Source organism: Paractinoplanes rhizophilus (assembly GCF_042664765.1).
Taxonomy (GTDB): domain Bacteria; phylum Actinomycetota; class Actinomycetes; order Mycobacteriales; family Micromonosporaceae; genus Actinoplanes; species Actinoplanes rhizophilus.
Genome location: NZ_JBHTBJ010000003.1, coordinates 281,348 through 302,255 on the forward strand (window position 1 = coordinate 281,348; position 20,908 = coordinate 302,255).

The 20,908-nt window shown below is 71.8% G+C and carries 16 protein-coding genes; 12 read left to right on the forward strand and 4 right to left on the reverse strand.

Going from position 1 to position 20,908, the window contains the following annotated elements; translation table 11 throughout:
• Nucleotides 1-94 precede the first annotated feature (94 nt).
• Nucleotides 95-2,890, reverse strand: a complete 2,796-nt coding sequence (gene ppc / locus ACFQS1_RS07200) for a phosphoenolpyruvate carboxylase (RefSeq protein ID WP_378965347.1) — start codon at nucleotides 2,888-2,890, stop codon at nucleotides 95-97.
• 123 nt (nucleotides 2,891-3,013) lie between these two features.
• On the reverse strand, nucleotides 3,014-4,744 hold the full coding sequence (locus tag ACFQS1_RS07205; protein WP_378965348.1) for a hydrogenase maturation protein: 1,731 nt from the start codon (nucleotides 4,742-4,744) through the stop codon (nucleotides 3,014-3,016).
• Between the two features lie 176 nt (nucleotides 4,745-4,920).
• Between ACFQS1_RS07205 and mfd the strand changes: the two genes are divergently transcribed.
• From mfd to ACFQS1_RS07230, 5 genes are all read left to right on the forward strand, one after another.
• Complete coding sequence (mfd, locus tag ACFQS1_RS07210; protein ID WP_378965350.1) at nucleotides 4,921-8,541, forward strand: transcription-repair coupling factor; 3,621 nt, start codon at nucleotides 4,921-4,923, stop codon at nucleotides 8,539-8,541.
• Between the two features lie 596 nt (nucleotides 8,542-9,137).
• Nucleotides 9,138-9,944: a rhomboid family intramembrane serine protease gene (locus ACFQS1_RS07215; protein WP_378965351.1), complete on the forward strand. Its 807-nt coding sequence runs from the start codon at nucleotides 9,138-9,140 to the stop codon at nucleotides 9,942-9,944.
• A 56-nt stretch (nucleotides 9,945-10,000) separates the two neighbouring features.
• A complete protein-coding gene (locus ACFQS1_RS07220) occupies nucleotides 10,001-10,729 on the forward strand; it encodes a hypothetical protein (protein ID WP_378965353.1) in 729 nt (242 codons plus the stop codon).
• Complete coding sequence (locus ACFQS1_RS07225; protein WP_378965355.1) at nucleotides 10,726-11,715, forward strand: nucleoside triphosphate pyrophosphohydrolase; 990 nt, start codon at nucleotides 10,726-10,728, stop codon at nucleotides 11,713-11,715. The genes ACFQS1_RS07220 and ACFQS1_RS07225 overlap by 4 nt, the downstream gene beginning before the upstream one ends.
• Nucleotides 11,716-11,725: 10 nt before the next feature.
• The gene (locus ACFQS1_RS07230; protein WP_378965356.1) at nucleotides 11,726-13,342 is read left to right on the forward strand and encodes a DUF885 domain-containing protein; all 1,617 of its coding nucleotides are present in this window, start codon (nucleotides 11,726-11,728) and stop codon (nucleotides 13,340-13,342) included.
• A gap of 89 nt (nucleotides 13,343-13,431) precedes the next feature.
• On the opposite strand, the gene ACFQS1_RS07235 is transcribed toward ACFQS1_RS07230, so the two are convergent.
• Nucleotides 13,432-14,106, reverse strand: a complete 675-nt coding sequence (locus tag ACFQS1_RS07235) for a hypothetical protein (RefSeq protein ID WP_378965357.1) — start codon at nucleotides 14,104-14,106, stop codon at nucleotides 13,432-13,434.
• A 69-nt stretch (nucleotides 14,107-14,175) separates the two neighbouring features.
• Nucleotides 14,176-14,805, reverse strand: a complete 630-nt coding sequence (locus ACFQS1_RS07240; RefSeq protein ID WP_378965359.1) for a hypothetical protein — start codon at nucleotides 14,803-14,805, stop codon at nucleotides 14,176-14,178.
• A gap of 249 nt (nucleotides 14,806-15,054) precedes the next feature.
• Here ACFQS1_RS07240 and eno point away from each other — a divergent pair, with 249 nt between their 5' ends.
• The 7 genes from eno (at nucleotide 15,055) to ACFQS1_RS07275 (ending at nucleotide 20,264) form a co-directional block, all read left to right on the forward strand.
• Entirely contained in the window at nucleotides 15,055-16,338 is a 1,284-nt protein-coding gene (gene eno / locus ACFQS1_RS07245; protein ID WP_378965361.1) for a phosphopyruvate hydratase, read from the forward strand.
• Nucleotides 16,339-16,410: 72 nt separating this feature from the next.
• Entirely contained in the window at nucleotides 16,411-16,965 is a 555-nt protein-coding gene (locus ACFQS1_RS07250; protein ID WP_378965363.1) for an FtsB family cell division protein, read from the forward strand.
• 2 nt (nucleotides 16,966-16,967) lie between these two features.
• A complete protein-coding gene (locus ACFQS1_RS07255) occupies nucleotides 16,968-17,477 on the forward strand; it encodes a DUF501 domain-containing protein (protein WP_378965365.1) in 510 nt (169 codons plus the stop codon).
• Nucleotides 17,477-17,971, forward strand: coding sequence for an amino-acid N-acetyltransferase (locus ACFQS1_RS07260; protein ID WP_378965368.1), 495 nt, complete (start codon nucleotides 17,477-17,479; stop codon nucleotides 17,969-17,971). The genes ACFQS1_RS07255 and ACFQS1_RS07260 overlap by 1 nt, the downstream gene beginning before the upstream one ends.
• Complete coding sequence (locus ACFQS1_RS07265) at nucleotides 17,968-18,885, forward strand: Ppx/GppA phosphatase family protein (protein WP_378965370.1); 918 nt, start codon at nucleotides 17,968-17,970, stop codon at nucleotides 18,883-18,885. Before ACFQS1_RS07260 ends, ACFQS1_RS07265 begins: the two co-directional genes overlap by 4 nt.
• Nucleotides 18,886-18,954: 69 nt before the next feature.
• Nucleotides 18,955-19,284 carry a PadR family transcriptional regulator gene (locus ACFQS1_RS07270; protein WP_378965373.1) on the forward strand — a complete coding sequence of 110 codons (330 nt, stop codon included), beginning with the start codon at nucleotides 18,955-18,957 and terminating at the stop codon, nucleotides 19,282-19,284.
• Complete coding sequence (locus tag ACFQS1_RS07275; RefSeq protein ID WP_378965374.1) at nucleotides 19,281-20,264, forward strand: hypothetical protein; 984 nt, start codon at nucleotides 19,281-19,283, stop codon at nucleotides 20,262-20,264. The genes ACFQS1_RS07270 and ACFQS1_RS07275 overlap by 4 nt, the downstream gene beginning before the upstream one ends.
• Nucleotides 20,265-20,908 lie beyond the last annotated feature (644 nt).

The following is a 20,908-nucleotide window of genomic DNA, read 5'->3' on the forward strand; positions in this document are numbered from 1 at the left end:
GGCGGATCCGGAGGATCCCTGAGGACCCTCTCGGGGTCTCTCAGCTTCCTCTCAGTTTCCCAGAGGGTGCGGCCCGGCCCCCGTACGCGAAAAATCAGCCGGTGTTGCGCATGCCGGCGGCGATGCCGTTCACCGAGGTCAGCAGCGCCCGCTCCAGCGCCGTCGAATCCGACGGCGCCCGCCGCGCGCCCGGCGCGGTGGCCGGCTGCCGATCCGCCGCGCCCAGCTCGCGATACTGCCGCAGCAGGGCCACCTGCAGGTGGTGCAGCGGCAGCAGGTAGGTGTCCCGCACGCCCAGGGTCCGCTTGAGCTCCGGCTGCGACGCCAGCAGGTCGTCCCCGCCGGTGATCGCCAGCACCTCGCGGACGGTCCGGTCGTACTCCGCCATGATCTGCTCGAAGATCGGGTGCAGCTCGGCCGGCACCAGCGTCTCCACGTAGCGCCGGGCGATCCCGAGGTCGGTCTTGGTCAGCATCATCTCGACGTTGGAGAGGAACGTCTGGAAGAACTGCCAGTCCGCGTACATCTCCTTGAGCACCTCGCCCTTGCCGGCCGCCCGGGCCGCGGCCAGGCCGGAGCCCACGCCGAACCAGCCGGGCACGATCTGCCTGGTCTGGGTCCAGCCGAAGACCCACGGGATGGCCCGCAGCCCGCCCAGCCCGGCGTCGGTGTTGGGCCGCTTGGCCGGCCGGGAGCCGATGTTCAGCGCGCCGAGCAGCTCGGTCGGGGTGGCCGCCCAGAAGTAGGCCGGCAGGTCCGGGTTCTCCACCAGCGACCGGTACGCCGCGAACGCCGCGTCCGACGCGGTGTCCATGGTCGCGTCCCAGCGCTCGAGCCGCTGTCGGTCGACCGACGGCGAGGTGTGCAGCAGCGTCGCCTGCAGCACGGCCGCCACCGTCAGCTCCAGGTTCTCCCGGGCCAGCGCCGGCAGCGTGTACTTGTCGGAGATGACCTCGCCCTGCTCGGTCACCTTGATCGCGCCGTCCAGCGTGCCGTACGGCTGGGCCAGGATCGCCTCGTGGGTCGGGCCGCCGCCCCGGCCGACGGTGCCGCCCCGGCCGTGGAAGAGCCGCAGGCGTACGCCGTGCCGCGCCGCCACGTCACGCAGCTTGCGCTGGGCCTTGTGGATGCCCCACTGGCTGGTGGTGATACCCCCCTCCTTGTTGGAGTCGGAGTAGCCCAGCATGACCTCCTGCACGTCGCCGCGGGCCCGCACGATCTCGCGGTAGGCCGGCAGCGACAGCATCTCGTCCAGCAGCTCGCCGCCCGCGTCCAGCTCGGTGGGGGTCTCCAGCAGCGGCACGATGTTGACCCGGGCGCGCCCGGTGTGGATGTCGATCAGGCCGGCCTCGCGGGCCAGCACGGCCGCCGCGAGCACGTCGTCGACACCCAGGGTCATCGAGATGATGTACGTCTCGACGACGTCCATCCCGAACCGCTCCTGCACCTGGCGGATCGTGTTGAAGACGTCGAACGTCTTGCGGGCCGAGTCGGTGAGCGGGGTGTCGGCGGCGGACAGCGGCCGGCGGCCACCGAGCTCGGCGGCCAGCAGCTTGGTGCGCTCGGTCCGGTCCAGCGCCGCGTAGTCGTCGACCTCGCCGACCTGCGCGTACATCTGCTGGAGCACCTCGTGGTGCTTCTCGGCGTGCTCGCGGACGTCGAGGGTGGCCAGCTGCAGGCCGAAGGCGGAGACCGTACGGATCGCGCTGGCCACCACGCCGACCGCGGTGAGCTGGCCGGAGTTGCGGGCCAGCGAGGCGCGCATCAGCTCGAGGTCGCTGATCAGCTCGTCGTTGCCGAGGTAGTCGCGGCCCGGCACGTGCGGGGTGTTGCGGCGCAGCCGCTCGCGGGTGTTCGCCAGCTTCGCCTTGATCGCCCGCACCTTCAGCCGGTACGGCTCCTCGGCGTTGGTCTTGCGGAACCGGGGCGCGACCTCGGGCAGGTTGTCCAGGTCCCGGGCGAGCGAGGCGGACAGGTCGAGGGAGACGCCGCGCAGCCGCCGGGAGACCGACAGCTCGTCGATCAGCTTGTCCATCGCCTGCTCGGTGGCCTGGATGCCCTGCTCGTGCTGGATCATCAGGACGTCGCGGGTGACCGCCGGGGTGACGAACGGGTTGCCGTCCCGGTCGCCGCCGATCCACGAGCCGAAGGTCAGCGGGCGGGCCGTCGGCGCGGTCTCGACGCCCAGGTTGCGAAGCGTCTCGGCCAGGTCGGTGAGCACCTGAGGGGCGGCCTCGGCGTACAGGTCGCGCAGGTAGTAGACGGCGTTGCGGGCCTCGTCGGTCGGCTCGGGCCGGTCCAGGCGCAGCTCGTCGGTCTGCCAGAGCAGGTCGATCAGCTCGGCGAAGCGCCGGTTCGACGCGGTCGTGTCCGAGGCGCCGTAGAGCACCTGGGCGGCGGCCTCGTGGTCGAGCTCGTCGGCGACCTGGCGCAGCTTGGACAGGATCGAGCGGCGGGAGGCCTCGGTCGGGTGCGCGGTGAAGACCGGGCGCACCGCGAGCCGGCGGGCCGCCGCGGCGATCTCGTCGGCCGGCACGCCGCGCTCGGCGATCCGCTTGGCGGCCTGGTCGAGCCAGCCGCCGTCGCGGGCCCGGCGCCGGCGCAGGTCGCGGGCGCGATGCACCTGCTCGGTGATGTTGGCCAGCTGGAAGTACGTGGAGAACGCGCGCGCCAGCTTGGTGCCGGTGGTGACGTCCATGGCGGCCAGCCGCTCGGCGGCGGCCGCCGCGTCCTGCCGCACCAGGGCCCGCACCTCCTCGACCAGGTCGAGCAGGGGACGGCCCTCCTGCCGGGCCAGGGTCTGGCCGAGCAGCGTGCCGATGCGCCGGATGTCGGCGCGTAGCGCCGCGTCGGGGCCGTCGGGGTCGAGGTGGCCGTGCTGGTCGGTCATCGGGGGCGCTCCTTTAACCTTTCGGTGTTCCAGGACGGCGCTGTCCCGACTCCGCCGATCGTATCGGCGCGGCTCATGGACCGGGTGGATTGAGGCAAGTCTCACCTTCCACCGCGGAATGCCTCAGGCGGACACCGGGACCGCCGGGCGCAGGACCGAGGCGCGCGGGCGCGGCGCGGCGCCGCCGAGCAGCAGCCGGGCCGGGGTCTCCGACGGCTTGACCTTGCGGACGAAGGCGTGCCGGGCGGCCGCGAAACCGGACCGGTCGGCGTACATGTCGCGGCTCATCTCGGCCAGTTCGCGGGCCTCGTACACCTCCAGCGGCACCCGTTCGGCGGCCAGCCGCCGGGCCTTGGCCTGGCGCCGGTTGCGCGCCGTCCGCACGTTGCTCTCGCGGTCGGCCAGGGCCGCGAGCCATTCCGCGTACGCGTCGGGGTGGCGCGGCCCGACCTCGTCGACCAGGCCGATCGATCGCGCCCGGGCCGCGCTCACCGGGAGCTTCTCGTCGATCAGCTGCTGCGCCCGATTGGCGCCGACCCGGCGGGGGAGCGTGAACGTGTGCAGCTCCGAGCCGTACAGCCCCATGTCGTAGTAGGGGTTGAGGACGATCCCGTCGCGGGCGGCCACGATGTCGGCGCCGAGGCCGAGCATCACGCCGCCGGCGCCGGCGCTGCCCGCGTACCCGGCGATCACCACCTGCCGGGCGCACCGGATGATCTCGCGGCACACCTCGTTGATCGCCCGGATGCTCGCCCAGGCCGCGCTGGCCGGGTCGGGCGCGGCCTCGATGACGTTGAGGTGGATGCCGTTGCTGAACGCGTCGGTCCCGCCCCGCAGCACCAGCACCTCGGTGTCCTGGCCGGCCGCGTGACGCAACGCGGCCAGCAGCCGGCGCGAGTGGCCGGGCGCCATCGCGCCGTTGTAGAAGTCGAAGGTGAGCCAGCCCACCGCGCCGTTGCGCCGATAGCGGATCTGCCGGTAGGAGCCGGGATGCTCGGGCTCGCTGCCGGGCGGCAGCGGCGAGTGCGGCACGCCGCGCAGCCGGGTGCCGAGCAGCGTGGTGGCGGGCAGCTTGATGCCGGCACGGCCGTGGGTGGAATCAGCCGGGCGCAGGTGACCGAGCCAGATGCTGCCGTCGCCGGTGCCGACCAGCACCGCGCCCTGCCGGCGGCTGAGCAGCTGACCGGGCCGGCCGGCGCGGGGCAGGCCGGGCAGGGCGTCGTACGCGAAAACCGGCAGCCCACCCACCTCGGTCCGCACTCCCGGGGCGCCGTCGGCGGCCCGGATCTTCCGCAGGATGTGCTCGGTCGGGTCGCCCCAGTCGAAGGCGCGGTCGGCCTGCCGCATCAGCGCGCGCGGCGGCGCGGCGGGCGGCTCGGCCGGAGCGAAGCCGAGGTCCTGCGCCTTGCCGACCACCTCGGCGATGCACTCCATGGCGGCGTCCGCGACCGGGCCGTTGTACAGCGACGACTTGCGCGGGGGAGCGGCCGGCAGCGCGAACGTGCGGCTGGCCCAGATCGGTCCGGCGTCCATCTCCTCGACGGCCTGCAGCGCGGTGACGCCCCAGCTGCGGGCGCCGTCGGCGATCGCCCAGTCCAGCGAGGACGGCCCGCGGTCGCCGGGCGGGCCGGGGTGGATGATCACCGTGCGCCAGTGCTGCCAGACGGCCTGCGGCACCCGGTCCTTGAGGAACGGGCAGACGATCAGCTCGGGGTCGGCCGCCGTGACGCCCTCGATCATGTCTCGCTCGCCGGTCGCCAGCAGCACGCCGACGTCGTGCCCGGCCTCACGCAGGGCGCACCACGCCCGCTGGGTCAATCCGTTGAACGCCGTAACCAGCAGCAGGATCCGCACGTTGTCCCTCCCTGGGAGCCGCACCGACAACGAACCGGGAGTTTTCTCCGGTTATCGGCAGCCATGTCGGACATGTTGTGCGGCCGGTGAATGTCGGAGGGCCGGACTAGACTTCGTCGCATACCCCCGCCCGTCTGGGCGCTTGGGGTTATTCGACGTGTTCGGATGTGGGTGTAATGCAACTCTCGGGCCTGATTCCCGCCGCCCTTCGCGACCGGGGGCTCGCGCGTGCGCGCGACCTCGCTCGCAAAGGCTTTGTCGACTCGGACTCCCTCGATCTGACCGCGCCGGCCGCGCTGCGCCCCTTCGTGGTGGCCGCCGTCGCCGGCGGCAGTGACCTCGGCGGCGCGGCCCGGCCGGTGCTCGCGGTCACCGCCACCAGCCGCGAGGCCGACGACCTGGCCGACGCGCTGGGCTGCCTGATCGACTCCTCGCGGGTGGCGGTCTTCCCGTCGTGGGAGACGCTGCCGCACGAGCGGCTCTCCCCGCGCTCCGACACGGTGGGCCGGCGGCTGGCGGTGCTGCGGCGCCTCGCCCATCCCGAGGGCCCGCCGATCCAGGTGGTCGTGGCGCCGGTGCGCAGCGTGCTGCAGCCGCAGCTCAAGGGCCTGGGCGATCTCGAGCCGGTGGAGCTGGTCACCGGCGGCTCGGCCGAGCTCGAGCAGGTGGCGCGCCGGCTCACCGACATGGCCTACGCGCGGGTCGACCTGGTCACCAAGCGCGGCGAGTTCGCGGTGCGCGGCGGCATCCTCGACGTCTTCCCGCCGACCGACGAGCACCCGTCCCGGGTGGAGTTCTGGGGCGACGAGGTCGAGGAGATCCGCACCTTCGCCGTGGCCGACCAGCGCACCATCGACCCGGTCACCCGGCTCTGGGCGCCGCCGTGCCGCGAGCTGCTGCTGACGCCCGACGTGCGGGCGCGGGCCGCGGCGCTGAGCCAGGCCCACCCCGAGATCGCCGAGATCCTCGACAAGCTGGCCGAGGGCATCCCGGTCGAGGGGATGGAGTCGCTGGCCCCGGCGCTGCTGCACGGCACCGACAGCATGGAGCTGCTGCTCGACTGCATGCCGGCCGGCACGCACGTGCTGCTCTGCGACCCCGAGCGCATCCGCACCCGGGCGCACGACCTGACCCGTACCTCGGATGAGTTCCTCGAGGCCTCCTGGGCCGCCGCGGCCGTCGGCGGCCAGGCGCCGATCGACGTCGGGGCCGCCGCTTTCAAAACCCTTGCTGACGTACGCGCCCACGCCGCGACCCTGTCGCAGCCGTGGTGGACGGTTTCCCCCTTCGGCCTGGCTTCGTCGGACTCCGTCCCCGCCTCCGATGATCAGCCTTGGCTCGAGGCGCCTGCCGTCACCGACGTCTCGCCCGATCTCGGGGATGCCATTGCGCTCGCCGCGCAGCCGGTCGCCCTCTATCACGGCGACACCGCTCGGCTGGTCTCCGACATTTCCGAATGGTCGGGCAACGGGTGGGCGATCGCGCTGGTCTTCGAGGGGCACGGCACGGCCGAGCGCGCCACCGAGGTGCTGCGCGACTCCGGCCTCGGCGTGACCCCGGTCGAGTCGATCCCGGCCGCCATCGAGCCCGGCCAGCTGCTGGTCACCTGCGGCGGGCTCAACCACGGCTTCGTCGACGCGGCCTCGCAGCTGGCGGTCATCACCGGCAACGACATCAGCGGCGGCCGCGGCGCGTCCACCAAGGACATGCGCAAGCTGCCGTCCCGCCGGCGCAACATGATCGACCCGCTCGAGCTCAAGCCCGGCGACTTCGTCGTGCACGAGCAGCACGGCATCGGCAAGTACGTCGAGCTCGTGCAGCGCACGGTCAACGGAGCCGACCGCGAATACCTGGTGATCGAGTACGCGCCGTCCAAGCGCGGCCAGCCCGGCGACCGGCTGTACGTGCCGACCGACCAGCTCGACCAGCTGTCCCGGTACGTCGGTGGCGAGCAGCCCTCGCTGCACAAGATGGGCGGCTCCGACTGGCAGAAGAGCAAGGCGCGCGCCCGCAAGGCCGTACGCGAAATCGCCGCGCAGCTCATCCAGCTGTATGCGGCCCGCCAGGCCTCCAAGGGTTACGCCTTCGGCCACGACACGCCCTGGCAGCGCGAGCTGGAGGACGCGTTCCCGTACACCGAGACCCCCGACCAGCTGGCCGCGATCAGCGAGGTCAAGCACGACATGGAGCTCGCCGTCCCGATGGATCGGCTGATCTGCGGCGATGTCGGCTACGGCAAGACCGAGATCGCCGTACGGGCCGCCTTCAAGGCCGTGCAGGACGGCAAGCAGGTCGCCGTGCTGGTGCCCACGACGCTGCTCGCCCAGCAGCACTTCAACACGTTCACCGACCGGATGGGCCAGTTCCCGGTCACCATCAAGCAGCTGTCCCGCTTCCAGACCCCGAGCGAGGCCAGGCTGACCCTCGAGCAGGCCGCCGACGGCACCGCCGACATCGTCATCGGCACCCACCGCCTGCTGGCCAACTCGACCAGGTTCAAAAACCTGGGCCTGATCATCGTCGACGAGGAGCAGCGCTTCGGCGTCGAGCACAAGGAGCAGCTCAAGGCGCTGCGCGCGTCGGTCGACGTGCTCACCATGTCGGCCACCCCGATCCCGCGCACGCTCGAGATGGCGATCACCGGCATCCGCGAGATGTCCACCATCGCCACCCCGCCCGAGGAGCGCCACCCGGTGCTCACCTTCGTCGGAGCGCAGGACGACAAGCAGGTGGCCGCGGCCATCCACCGCGAGCTGCTCCGCGACGGCCAGGTCTTCTACCTGCACAACCGGGTCGAGTCGATCGACCGGGCGGCCCGCAAGCTGCGCGAGCTGGTTCCGGAGGCCCGGGTCGCGGTGGCGCACGGCCAGATGGGCGAGGACCAGCTCGAAAAGGTGATGGTCGGCTTCTGGGAGAAGGAGTACGACGTCCTGGTCTGCACCACGATCGTCGAGTCCGGCATCGACATCCCGAACGCCAACACCCTCATCGTCGAGCGGGCCGACCTGCTCGGCCTGGCCCAGCTGCACCAGATCCGCGGCCGGGTCGGCCGGGGCCGCGAGCGCGCGTACGCGTACTTCCTCTACCCGAGGGAAAAGCCGCTCACCGAGCACGCCCACGAGCGGCTGGCCACCATCGCCCAGCACACCGAGCTGGGCGCCGGCATGTACGTGGCGATGAAGGACCTCGAGATCCGCGGCGCCGGCAACCTGCTGGGCGGCGAGCAGTCCGGACACATCGAGGGCGTCGGCTTCGACCTGTACGTCCGGATGGTCGGCGAGGCCGTGCAGGCCTTCAAGGGCGAGCGCCCCGAGGAGGAGCCCGAGGTGAAGATCGACCTCCCGGTCGACGCCCACCTGCCGGTCGACTACATCGCGGTCGAGCGCCTGCGCCTCGAGATGTACCGCAAGCTGGCCGAGGCCCGGGACACCAAGCAGCTCGACGAGGTGGTCGCCGAGATGACCGACCGCTACGGCGAGCCCCCCGCCCAGGTCGCCAACCTCATCGCCGTCGCCCGCTTCCGCCAGCTGGCCCGCGCGTACGGCCTGACCGACGTCTCGATGCAGGGCAAGCACATCCGCTTCTCCCCGTTGCCGTTGCCCGACTCCAAGCAGCTACGTCTGAAGCGCTACCACCCCGACGCGGTCTACAAGCAGGCCACCGACCAGGTGAGCGTCCCCCGGCCGGCCACCCGCCGCCTGGGCGGCGAGCCGCTGCGCGACCAGGCGCTGCTGCAGTGGTGCGTCCAGCTCCTGAAGGACGTCCTTGGCGAGGCGCCGGCCAAGACCCCCGCCTGACAAATCACCCGCCCCGCGGCGAGTGGCTGGTTGCCCTGCGCTGCGCCGCCTTGGGCCGCGCCGCGCTGGGCCGCGCTGGGCTGCGCCGCGCTGGGCTGCGCCGCGCTGGGCTGGGCTGCGCCGCGCTGGGCTGGGCTGCGCTGAGCTGTCGATCTTGATGAGTTGCCGACTGCTCGGTGCGCCAGTTCATCAAGGTTCGGCGGCGCTCGGCGGCGGGCCGCGGGCTGTGATGACTTTCGGCGTCAGGTGCACGGCAAGACATCAAGATCCGCGCGGGCGGTGCCGGCGGTGCCGGCGGTGCCGGCGGTGCCGGCGGTGCCGGCGGTGCCGAGGGGCGGGCGGTGCGGGCGGGCGGTGCCGGCGGTGCGGGCGGTGCGGGCGGCGCGGCGGTGCGGGCGCGCGGGTGTCGGTTGCAGGTGTGCATCGGGGAGTGCGGGGGCGGGCGTCGAGCGGGCAGAATCTCCGGGCCTGATCATCGCTGAACCGGGGAGTGTCTCGTGGGGACCGTGGGTGCGGAGACCACCTGTTATCGCCATCCGCGGCGGGAGACGTTTGTCCGGTGCAGCCGGTGCGATCGGTTTATCTGCTCGGACTGCATGCGCGAGGCGCCGGTCGGGCAGCGCTGCCCGGACTGCGTGAAGGGCGAGAACAAGACCGTCCGGCAGGCTCGCACGATCTTCGGGGCGGTGGTCCGGCACGGCGGAACGGCCTACGTCACGTACACGATCATCGCGCTGAATGTGATCGCGTACGTGGTGGAGCTGGTGCACCCGGCGGTGATCAACCGGTTCGACGTGTTCGGGACCGGGCTGGTCGACGCGGCCGGGCGGTACTACGTCAACGACGGGGTGCCGGCGCCGGGGTATCAGGCGATCGGCGTGCTGCACGGGGAGGTGTGGCGGCTGTTCACCGGGGCCTTCCTGCACCAGCTTCCGGGCGACAGCGGGTTCGGCCTCACGCACATCGTCTTCAACATGATGTGGATCGCCACGCTCGGCGTCTTCCTCGAGCGGCAGCTGGGCTGGTGGCGGTTTCTCGCGCTGTATCTGATCTCGGCGCTCGGCAGCTCGGTGTTCGTCGTGATCATCGATCCGCATCAGGGCGCGATCGGGGCTTCCGGAGCCGGGTTCGGCATGGCCGCGGCGTACTTCGTGATCACCCGGAAACTGCACGAGTATCCGATCGACCGGAACCGGCTGCTGTTCACGTTCGTGATCTGGCTCGTCCTCGCCGCGGGGTTCACGTCCTGGCAGGGCCACCTCGGCGGGTTGCTCACGGGTGCGGTTGTCGCGCTCGGTCTCGCGTACGCGCCTCCTCGGAAACGCGAAATAGCGCAAGCGGTCGTCCTGGCCCTCGTGACGCTGGTGTTGATCGCCGCGATCGCGGCAAAGGCCGCTGGTTGAGCCGACTTCCGGGGGTCGCGGACGGGTGCCGCGGCAGACGTGAGAGAGTCATGCCCATGCAGCGTGCTCGCCGACTCGCATCCGTCGCCGTGGTCGCGTCCTTGGCCGTGGCCGGGCTTTCCGCCTGCCGCTCCGAGCCCTCGGTGGCCGCCTACATCGGCGACACCAAGATCACTGAGGACCGGGTGGACGCCGTCTTCGACGAGGCGCGCGCCGCCGCCGTCCCGGCCCGGGAGGGCGAGGCGCCGGCGCCCGCGGTGACCCGCGGCGATGTGGTCAACGCGCTGGTCAGCGCCGATGTGCTGGGCAAGGTGGTCAAGGCGCGCAACCTGACGCCCCCGGCCGACCTGAACTTCGAGCAGGCCGCCTCCGACCTGCGGCTGCCCGCCACGGCGGAGTACGTCCGGCTGTACGCGACGGCGAAGACGTACGTGTCGCTGCTCCGGCAGGACGCGCCGGCCACCGGCGAGCCCACCGAGGCCGACATGCACCAGGTTTTCGACGTCCTGGTGGCCAACGGCGAGGCCGACGCGAGCCAGTTCGAGCAGTTCAAGGCGCAGCTCCCGGCGCAGAACAAACAGCTTGTCACCAGCGCCGCCGCGGTGCGCAACGAGATCAACGAGGTGACCGGCCCGATGAAGATCCGAGTCAACCCGCGGTACCAGCCGGCATCCATCTCGGTGCTCGAGTTCCAGACGCAGAACGGCGCGGTCCGCCCGCTGGTGACGGCGCCGCTCGGCGCCGACGACACCGTGCCGGTCAGCGCCGTCTCCGGAGGCCGATGACAGCCAGGATCATCCTGCTGGTCACGTCCCCGCGTCTGCCCGCCGGTCTGCTCACCGCCGCGGCGTGGGACGCCCTCCGGGCGTACCCGGTGTTCGCCGCGGCCGAGTCGGAGCAGGCCGCCGTGCTGCGGCAGTCGGGCGTCCCGGTGACCGTGATCGACCCGGATCCTTCGCTCGTCATCGACGCTTTGGGAGATCGCGAGGCCGTCGTCTGGCTCGCCGGGCCGGCCGGCGACCAGGACTTCGCCCGCCAGCTGGGCCTGCGGCTGACCCGTTCGCCGGAGCTGGCCGAGCTGGAGCTGATGTACGGCTCGTGGGACCCGCCCGGCGCGCGCCTGCTCGACGCGGTCGCCGTGCTGGACCGCCTGGTCTCGCCGGGCGGCGACCCGTGGAAGCGGGCGCAGAACCACCGCACGCTCGCGCCGTACCTGCTCGAGGAGGCGTACGAGGCCTACGACGCGATCGAAACCGGCGACCTGGCCGCGCTGCGCGAGGAGCTGGGCGACGTGCTGCTGCAGGTCGTGCTGCATGCCCGGCTGGCCGAGGAGCTGCCGGACGGCGCGGCCTGGGGCATCGACGACGTGGCCGGCGGCCTGGTGGACAAGATGGTGCGCCGCAACCCGCACGTGTTCGCGGGCGCCGAGGTGGCCGACATCGAGGAGATCACCGACAACTGGGAGCGGATCAAGAAGGCCGAGAAGTCCCGCGACTCGGTCCTCGACGGCATCGCGCTGAGCCAGCCCGCGCTGGCGCTGGCGGCCAAGATCCTGCAGCGGGTGGAGCGCGCCGGCCTCGACGTACCGCTGCCGGCCGGCGACGAACTCGGCCCGGCGTTGCTGCGGCTGGTTGCCGAGGCTCGCGCCGCCGGCGCGGACGCCGAGGCGGAGGTACGCCGGGCGGCGCTGGACTACGCGGAACAAGTGCGGAGCACGGAAAGGATCGGGGTGCGGAGCGCCGAACCGAAAATTGTCGGACCGGCCGAGTAGGTTTCACGGCATGCCGGAATTCGTTCCGCTCGCCGAGAGCATCGTCGACGCCATCCTGCGCAGCGATCCAGGTCTCGCCACCTTCACGGGCGACCACCGTTTCGACGACCGCATGCCCGATCTCTCACCGGGCGCGGTCTCCGAGCGCGTGGCCATGCTCCGCGACGCGGCCGACGCGCTGTCCGGCATCGATCCCGAGGCCTTCGGCCCCGAGGATCAGACCGACCACGCGATTCTCTCGGCCATCGTCGAGCGCGGGCTTTTCGAGCTTTCCGACGTACGCGAACATGAGTGGAACCCGCTGCACCACAACCCCGGCCCGCTCCTGCACGCGCTGATCTCCCGCCAGTTCGCCCCGGCCGAGGAGAGGCTGGCCAGCCTGGGCGGCCGGCTCGCCGCGATCCCGGATGCGCTGGCCACGGCCCGGGCGGTGCTGCGCGACGTGCCGCGCATCCACGCCGAGACGGCGGTCGGCCAGTTCGCCGGCACGGCCGCCCTGATCCGCGACGAGGTGCCCGCGCTGCTCGCGCACGAGCCCGGCATGCGCGCCGCGGTCGAGCCGGCCGCGTCGGCGGCGCTGGCCGCGCTCGGCGAGTTCGACGGCTGGCTGCGCGCCCGGCTCGACAGCGGCGAGCCGGGCCGCGACCCGCGCCTGGGCCGCCCGCTGTGGGAGGCGCGGTTGTGGCACACCCTCGACACCGAGCTGCCCGCCGCCGAGGTGCTGTCCCGGGCACGCGAGCGCGTCGACCGGGTCGGCGCCGAGCTGCGCGCCGCCGCGGCCGAGCTGGTCGGCGGCCCCGAGACCGACGAGACGGTCCGCCGCGCCCTCGACACGCTCGCCGCCGACCACCCCGACGACGCCACGATCGTCGGCCTGGCCCGCGCGACGATGGACGAGGCGACCGAGTTCGTCCGCAAGCACGACGTCCTCACGCTGCTCGACGACCCGTGCGTGATCGAGGAGATGCCCGAGTTCGCCCGCGGCGTGGCGATCGCTTATTGCGACCCGCCTGGCCCGCTCGAGACCGCCGACGTGCCCACGTTCTATTGCATCTCGCCGACCCCCGCGGGCTGGTCACCCGAGCGCGTCGAGTCGTTCTACCGCGAATACAACGACCACATGCTCCGCGATCTCACCGTCCACGAGGCGATGCCCGGCCACTTCCTCCAGCTCGCCCACTCCCGGCGCTTCCGGGCCGAGACCCGGGTGCGGGCGCTCGGCTGGTCCGGCCCGTTCGTCGAGGGCTGGGCGGTCTACGCCGAGGAGCTGATGGCCGACCTCGGCTTCGGCGGCCTGCCGGTCCGGCTCCAGCAGCTCAAGATGCAGCTGCGGATGAGCCTCAACGCGATCATCGATCAGCTGGTGCACTGCGAGGAGCTGCCCGAGGCCGAGGCCATGGCCCTGATGACCGGCCCCGGCTTCCAGGAGGAGGGCGAGGCCGCCGGCAAGTGGCGCCGCGCCCTGCTCACCTCGACCCAGCTGAGCACATACTTCGTGGGGTACACCGAGGTGGCCGCGATCGCGGCGGCCCGCCCGTTCGGCGCGACCCCCAAGGCGTGGCACGACAAGATGCTCGCCCACGGGTCACCGCCCCCGCGCCACTTGCGCACGCTCCTGGGCGTCTGAGCGGGCGGCGTCTCAGCGCGGTGCGTCCGTGCGCGGTGCGGCCGTGCGCGGTGCGTCCGTGCGGCCGGCGATGACGTGTGCGGGCCCGGCTATTTCGAGCGCTTGTCGGTGAGCTTTGCCGCGGCCGGCAGCTCGAGCGCGGCGAGATCGGCCGTATCCTCGTACGCCGTCAGCGCCTGATCGAAGCGCTCGCCCGCGATCGTGCCGGTGAAACTGGCCAGAGCGCCCTCATTGGTGACGCACACGCCGAATGCGGACGCTGCGGCCCGGTCGACTCCGGTCAGGTCGAGGCAGGTGGCGTGCCGGCCGGCGATCGTCGTGTCGTGCTGGCCGGCCTCGACCACCTGGTCGAGCGCGGCCGCGTTGAGCATCGCCAGCACCGACTCCGGCGTGATCAGGTTGCTGCCGGTCAGCGGCCCGGCAGCGGGCGGGGCGGGGTCGGTCTCGGTGCAGTTCAGGGCCCGGTCGCAGCGGACCGTCCCGGTCACCGTCTCGAGCAGCCGGCCGCCGGGGTGGAGATAGGCCGTCCGGGTCGGCTTCTGCGCCTGCGTGACGGTGGCCGTCTCGCCGCCGGTCAGCTGGTATTTCGCCGTATAGGTGAGACCAGTCACACGAGCCAGCTGGATCGCCAGCTCGGACACCATGTCGTCGCGGCCGATGCCGGCCGCGTTGGCCGTGTCGAGGTCCGTGCACGCGGTCGCACCCAGCAACAACGTCGCCGCGGCGGCGAAGCTGAGCACGGTGAGGCGCGGACGGGTTCGCACGACTGACACCTTGGCCTACGGGCGCAACCTGCGCAAACGAGTAATGAGCCGGCTACACCGCGCTGAGCCTCACACCGCGCTGCCGCGCTGCCGGGCCAGCAGCTGGTGCCGCATGATGTAGCGGCGGATGACCGTGGCCTGCGCCTCGTCCTGATCGTCGAAGATCGCCACCATCTCCACCGAGAGCGGGCCGCGCACCGGCACCTGCTGCCGCATCGAGCTCACCTTCAGCGCCGTGGCCGGGAACGCCACTTCCTCCTCGTCCAGCAGGATGCGCAGCACCATCTCCTCGCCGCTCGCCAGCTCGATGTCCGTGAAATGCGCCCGCACGGCGCGCTCGCTCATGTCGTGCACCACACCCTCGGCCGGCTCGCGGTCCGGCCGGACCATCACGATCTGCTCCCCGCCACCGCCGCGCACGTACGAGCGGCTCTGCAGCACCGACGGCGACCCGGTGAAGCGGACGTCCACCCGGTTGCCGTCCACCGCGACCACGTAACCCTGCTGCGCGTACCGTCCGCGCGGCGCGGCGGCCCAGCGCAGCTCGACCGTCGAGTTGGCCGGCGGCACCTGGGCGAGCGCGAGGGAGAGAGTGATCACGGCTCCCGAGGCGTGCACGACCCGCACCCCGGGAAGCGTTTCGCCGTACGAGGTCATCTCGATCAACGACCCGTCCGGCGGGAGCATGGAAGCACTCATAGTGCCTGGGTGATCGGCACCCGCGAGGCCTGGTTGAGGCGTCCGGCGGCGGAAGTTCACCGGCCGCGCGTACGCCCGCCGCGCCGCCCCGATACGCTCAGGGCCGTGGTCGGCCGCAGGGTCGCGGTCGAAGACTGAGGGTCGTTCACGACCTACCTTGACCACCGCGTCTGCGCCGGTGCACCACATGGTCTCCGCCGTCGTGAACGATCCGCACAGCAGCCTTAATTCAGAAGGAGCGACACGACAATGGCCACCATCGAAGCAATCGTCGCCCGCGAGATCCTCGACTCCCGGGGCAACCCGACCGTCGAGGTCGAGGTCGGGCTCGACGACGGCACGGTCGGCCGCGCCGCGGTGCCCTCGGGCGCCTCGACCGGCGCTTTCGAGGCGCTCGAGCTGCGCGACGGCGACAAGGGCCGGTACCTCGGCAAGGGCGTGGAGAGCGCCGTCGCCAACGTGGAAGACAAGATCGCCGACGAGCTCGTCGGGTACGAGGCGAGCGAGCAGCGCCTGATCGACCAGAAGATGCTCGACCTGGACGGCACCCCCGACAAGTCCGAGCTGGGTGCGAACGCGATCCTGGGCGTGTCGCTGGCCGTGGCCAAGGCCGCCGCGCTCTCCGCCGAGCTGCCGCTGTTCCGGTACGTGGGTGGCCCGAACGCGGCCGTCCTGCCCGTGCCGATGATGAACATCCTGAACGGTGGCGCGCACGCCGACTCGAACGTCGACGTCCAGGAGTTCATGATCGCCCCGATCGGCGCGCCGACCTTCCGCGAGGCGCTGCGCACCGGCGCCGAGGTCTACCACGCGCTCAAGTCGGTGCTGAAGAAGAAGGGCCTCTCCACCGGCCTGGGCGACGAGGGTGGCTTCGCCCCCAACCTGCCGGCCAACGCCGCCGCGCTCGACCTGATCGCCGAGGCGGTCAAGGCGGCCGGCTTCACCCTCGGCACCGACATCGTGCTGGCCATGGACGTCGCGGCGACCGAGTTCTACAAGGATGGGTCGTACGTGTTCGAGGGCTCGCCCAAGTCGACCGACGAGATGATCACGTACTACGCGAAGCTGGCCGACGAGTACCCGATCGTCTCGATCGAGGACCCCCTGGCCGAGGAGGACTGGGCCGGCTGGAGCGCGATGACCGGCCAGCTCGGTAACAAGATCCAGATCGTCGGCGACGACCTGTTCGTGACCAACCCGACCCGCATCGGCCGGGGCATCGCCGAGGGCGCGGCCAACGCCGTACTCGTCAAGGTCAACCAGATCGGATCGCTCACCGAGACCCTCGACGCCGTCGATCTGGCCCATCGGGCCGGGTTCAAGACGATGATGTCGCACCGCTCGGGTGAGACCGAGGACACCACGATCGCCGACCTCGCGGTCGCGGTCGGCAGCGGCCAGATCAAGACCGGCGCCCCGGCCCGGTCCGACCGGGTCGCCAAGTACAACCAGCTCCTGCGCATCGAGGAGCAGCTGGAGGGCGCGGCCCGGTACGCCGGTGCGGGCGCATTCCCGCGTTACCGGGTCGGCTGAGGCCGGGCCCGACCATCATGGAGTTTGTGGCACTCTCTTACGAGTGCCACCGACCATGAGCGGGGAGCAGGGGTGACGACACAGCGACGCGCGCCGAGCGGACAGGGCCCGTCCCGCCGCCCGGCCTCGTCGCGCGCCCGCACCACCGGCTCCACCCGGGTGCAATCCCGCACCCGGGCACGGCCCGCGCCGACCCGCCGCACGGTCAACGTCGGCACCGGCCCGGCGAAACGCACGGCCGCGCCCCGGCCGCGCGCCCTGACCGGCCGGGCGACCGTCCTGATCGTCGTGTTCGTGGCGCTGGCCCTGGCGTACACGTATCCGCTGCGCGTCTATCTCGCCCAGGAGTCGCAGATCGCCCAGATGGAGGCCGGCCAGGCCGCCCAGAAGAAGGCGATCGCCGACAAGCAGCAGCAGCTGCAGAAGTGGCAGGACCCGGAGTATCTCCGTGCCCAGGCCCGCGAGCGGCTCAACTACGTGCGCCCGGGCGACAAGACCCTGGTGCTGCTGCCCGGGTCCGGCGCGGCTGCGAGCACCACCGGAAACCAGCCGGCGGCCGCCCCCGACCGCTGGTACGACACGCTGTGGAACAGCGTGCGAGCCGCCGACGCGGAGCAACCGAACTGACTATGGAACCACCCTCCGAAGCCGACCTGCGGATCGTGGCGGCCCAACTCGGCCGTGCGCCGCGGGCGACCCGCTCGATCGCCCACCGCTGCCCGTGCGGCAACCCCGACGTGGTCGAGACCGCGCCGCGCCTGCCCGACGGGACCCCGTTCCCCACCCTCTTCTACCTGACGTGTCCGCACGCGACGGCGGCGTGCAGCCGGCTGGAGTCGGCCGGCGTGATGCGCGACATGCAGGAGCGGTTGTCCACCGACCCCGAGCTGGCCGAGCGGTACGCCAAGGCGGCCGAGGACTACCTGGCCCGGCGCAAGGCGATCGAGGACGTGCCGGAGATCTCGCACGTGGCCGCGGGCGGCATGCCCGGCCGGGTGAAGTGCCTGCACGTCCACCTCGGGCACGCGCTGGCGGCCGGCCGCGGCGTGAATCCCTTCGGCGACGAGGTGCGCGACGCGGTCGAGCCGTGGTGGGCCGAGGGGCCGTGCGTCCGGCTGTCCGGCCAAGAGGACAAGTAGTGGAGATCCGGCAGGCGCGGACCAAGGACATCAAGGCCATCCGGGCGCTCGTCGACGCGTACACGGCCGACCGCCGCCTGCTCAGCAAGGCCACGGTCACGCTTTACGAGTCGGTGCAGGAGTTCTGGGTCGCCGTCGACGAGCAGGACCGCGTGCTCGGGTGCGGCGCCCTGCACGTGATGTGGGAGGACCTCGCGGAGATCCGTACCGTTGCGGTCGATCCGGCCTGCCGCGGCCGCAAGATCGGGCACAAGCTGGTGTCCCGCCTCCTCGATGTGGCCCGTGAGCTGGGCGTCGCCCGGGTCTTCTGCCTGACCTTCGAGACCCGGTTCTTCGGCTCGTTCGGCTTCACCGAGATCGACGGCGCGCCCGTGCCGCACGCCGTCTACGAGCAACTGCTGCGATCGTACGACGAGGGCGTCGCCGAATTCCTCGACCTGGAACGGGTCAAGCCCAACACCCTGGGGAACACGAGAATGCTGCTGCACCTATGAGAGTCGCGGCGATCGACTGCGGGACCAACTCGATCCGTCTGCTGATCGCGGATGTGGTGGACGGCCGGGTCATCGACGTGTCCCGGCGGATGGAGATCGTCCGGCTCGGCGAGGGCGTCGACCGCACCGGCCGGCTGTCCGACGCGGCGCTGGCGCGCACGCGAAAGGCCCTGATCGGGTACGCCGCCGAGATCGCCGAACTGGGCATCACGCGGGTGCGGATGTGCGCGACGTCGGCCTCGCGGGACGCGTCGAACGCCGCCGACTTCCGCGCGATGGTCCGCGGCGTCCTCGGCGTCGACCCCGAGGTGATCACCGGGGACGAGGAGGCGCGGCTGTCGTTCGCCGGCGCGGTCGCGGGCCTGCCGGCCGAGCCGCCGTATCTGATCTTCGACATCGGCGGCGGGTCGACCGAGTTCGTGACCGGCAGCGCGGGCGTCGAGCACGCGATCTCGATGGACGTCGGCTGCGTGCGGATGACCGAGCGGCACCTGCACGACGACCCGCCGACGCCGGCGCAGATCGAGGCGGCGACGCGGGACATCACGACGGCGGTGGAGACGGCGCTGGCGGCCGTGCCCGGCCGCTCCGCGCGAACGGTGGTCGGGCTGGCCGGGACGGTCACGACCGTGACCGCTCTGGCTCTGGGGCTGGACGCGTACGACGCCTCGCGGATCCATCACGCGACGGTGTCCCGGGCGGCGGTGGCGAAGGTGACCGGCGACCTCCTGGCGATGACCAACGCCGAGCGGCGGGCGCTGCCGGTGATGCACCCGGGCCGGGCCGACGTGATCGGCGGCGGCGCGCTCATCCTGTCGATCATCCTGGAGCGCTCCGGGCACGACGTCCTGATCGCCTCCGAGCACGACATCCTCGACGGGATCGCCCTCTCGATCGCCCTCCCGGCCGCCTGAACCGTCGGCGCGCCGGCGCCGGTATTCTTTTCTTGACGGTACTCCGCAGTGCACAGTACCTTGCAACGCGTGGACACGACCCAACTCCTCAAGGGCGTGCTCGACCTGGCGGTGCTGGCCGTCCTGCGCGACGAGGACGGCTATGGATACGACATCCTCCGCCGCCTGCGCGCGGCCGGCCTGCACGAGGTCGGCGACGCCTCGGTCTACGGCACGCTGCGCCGGCTCTTCAACGCCGGCTTCCTCAACACGTACGTGGTGCCCAGCGACGAGGGTCCACATCGGAAGTACTACAGCGTGAACCCGGCCGGCCGCGCCGAGTTGCAGCGCAACGGCAAGATCTGGCAGGGCTTCGCGACCACGATGGACGATCTGCTGCGCGAGCGGGGGGCGGCGTGAACGACGAGATCAGCGCCTATGTCGAGGCGGTCGAGCGAGCGCTGGCCGGCATCGCCAGCACCACCCGCGCCGAGTTGCTGGAAGATCTCCCGGAGCACCTGGCGGAGGTCCAGGCCGAGGGTACGGGCACGCTGCGTGAGCGATTGGGCGCCCCCGAGGCGTACGCGTCGGAATTGCTGGCCTCCGCCGGCCTCGTCGGCGGCTTCCCGGAGCCGCCACCACCCACCCGGCTCGCGGAGCTTCTCGCGCTCCGCGACCAGGTCATGGAGTTCGCCGAGCGGGCCGACGGCAAAATCGGGCCCGTCATCGGGTACGAGAGAGCCAGCCAGTTCCTCGTGCTGTTGCGCCCCGGCTGGTGGGTGCTGCGCGGTTACCTGATCGCGATGGCGCTCGCCTTCCTCCTCTCCGACGGCACCCGCCTCGGCCTGCTCCCGCGGATCGGCAACAACGAGCTGGTCGCCCTCTTCCTGCTGGCCGGCTGCGTGATCGCCTCGATCGTCCTCGGCCGCCGCACGACCACCCTGTCCCGCCTGCCCCGCCTCGCGCTGCGCTCCGGCACCGTCGTGCTGGTCATCTTCGCCCTGGCCGGTTTCGTCAACGCCGACGACCGGGCCCGAGACCCCGGCTACCGCGACGCGAACTACGCCAACTACAACGACTACGACGACCAGAACCCGTACAGCAACGTCAACGACGTCTACGTGTACGACGGACAGGGTCGCCTGGTGCCGAACGCGCGCCTCTACGACCAGGACGGCTCCCCGATCCAGCTGGGCACCAACGTCTGCACCGACCCGACCACGGGGGAGGAGACGCGCTCGCGCAACATCGGGTATCCGTACTGCCCGCAGTTCGCCCCGTTCGCCGGCCAGCCGTCGGCTTCCGCTGCCGGCTCCGGAGCGCCCTCCGCGTCGGCCACATCTCAGCCGGCGCCGACAGTTTCGCCGGGCCGAGGGGCGTCGCCCAGCTTCTCGAACTGACGCTTGTGGGCGACCGCGCAGAATTGTCGGACCCCCCGCTTAGTTTGAGCCCCACCCAGTGCCGGGGCGGGGGATGGACTGTGGGCGCTGCGGAGATCAACAACTGGTGATCGCCGCGGCGGGTTGCGGTCGTCTGTGGCTGGCCATTGCCGTGGAGCGCGTCGTTGGTTGTTGCTTCCGTACCTTCACCAAAGACGCAAATCGCCGGCCGCCGGCGCGATCTTGATGAAGCACGGTTCGATGCGCGCGCTAAGTCATCAGTGCTAGTTGGCCGTCCACGTCTGACAACCGAAATATCCGGACATTTCTGTGTCGGAGCGGCAAGGTTTCCCGCGATGTGGTGCGCTCGTCCAAGGATTCGGGACAGTCCGCCGGGATGCGGGATACCGTCTCGCCATCCGGTGGATGCCGCCACATAGCGGGATCTGGCCGCCAGGCGATCGGCGCTACCGGACGCATCAGCCGTACCCGTCGGCGCCTCCGATGCCCGTCAAGCGCCCGCGATGCCGTCGGCGGCCGCGATGCCCGCGAGCCCGCCCGCCGCTCGCCATGCGTGCCCGCGCCCGGTATGTCCGGCGCGCGTCCGCCATGTGGGCCCGCGCCCGCCATGTGCGCCCGCGCCCGTCATGCGGGCCCGCGCCCGG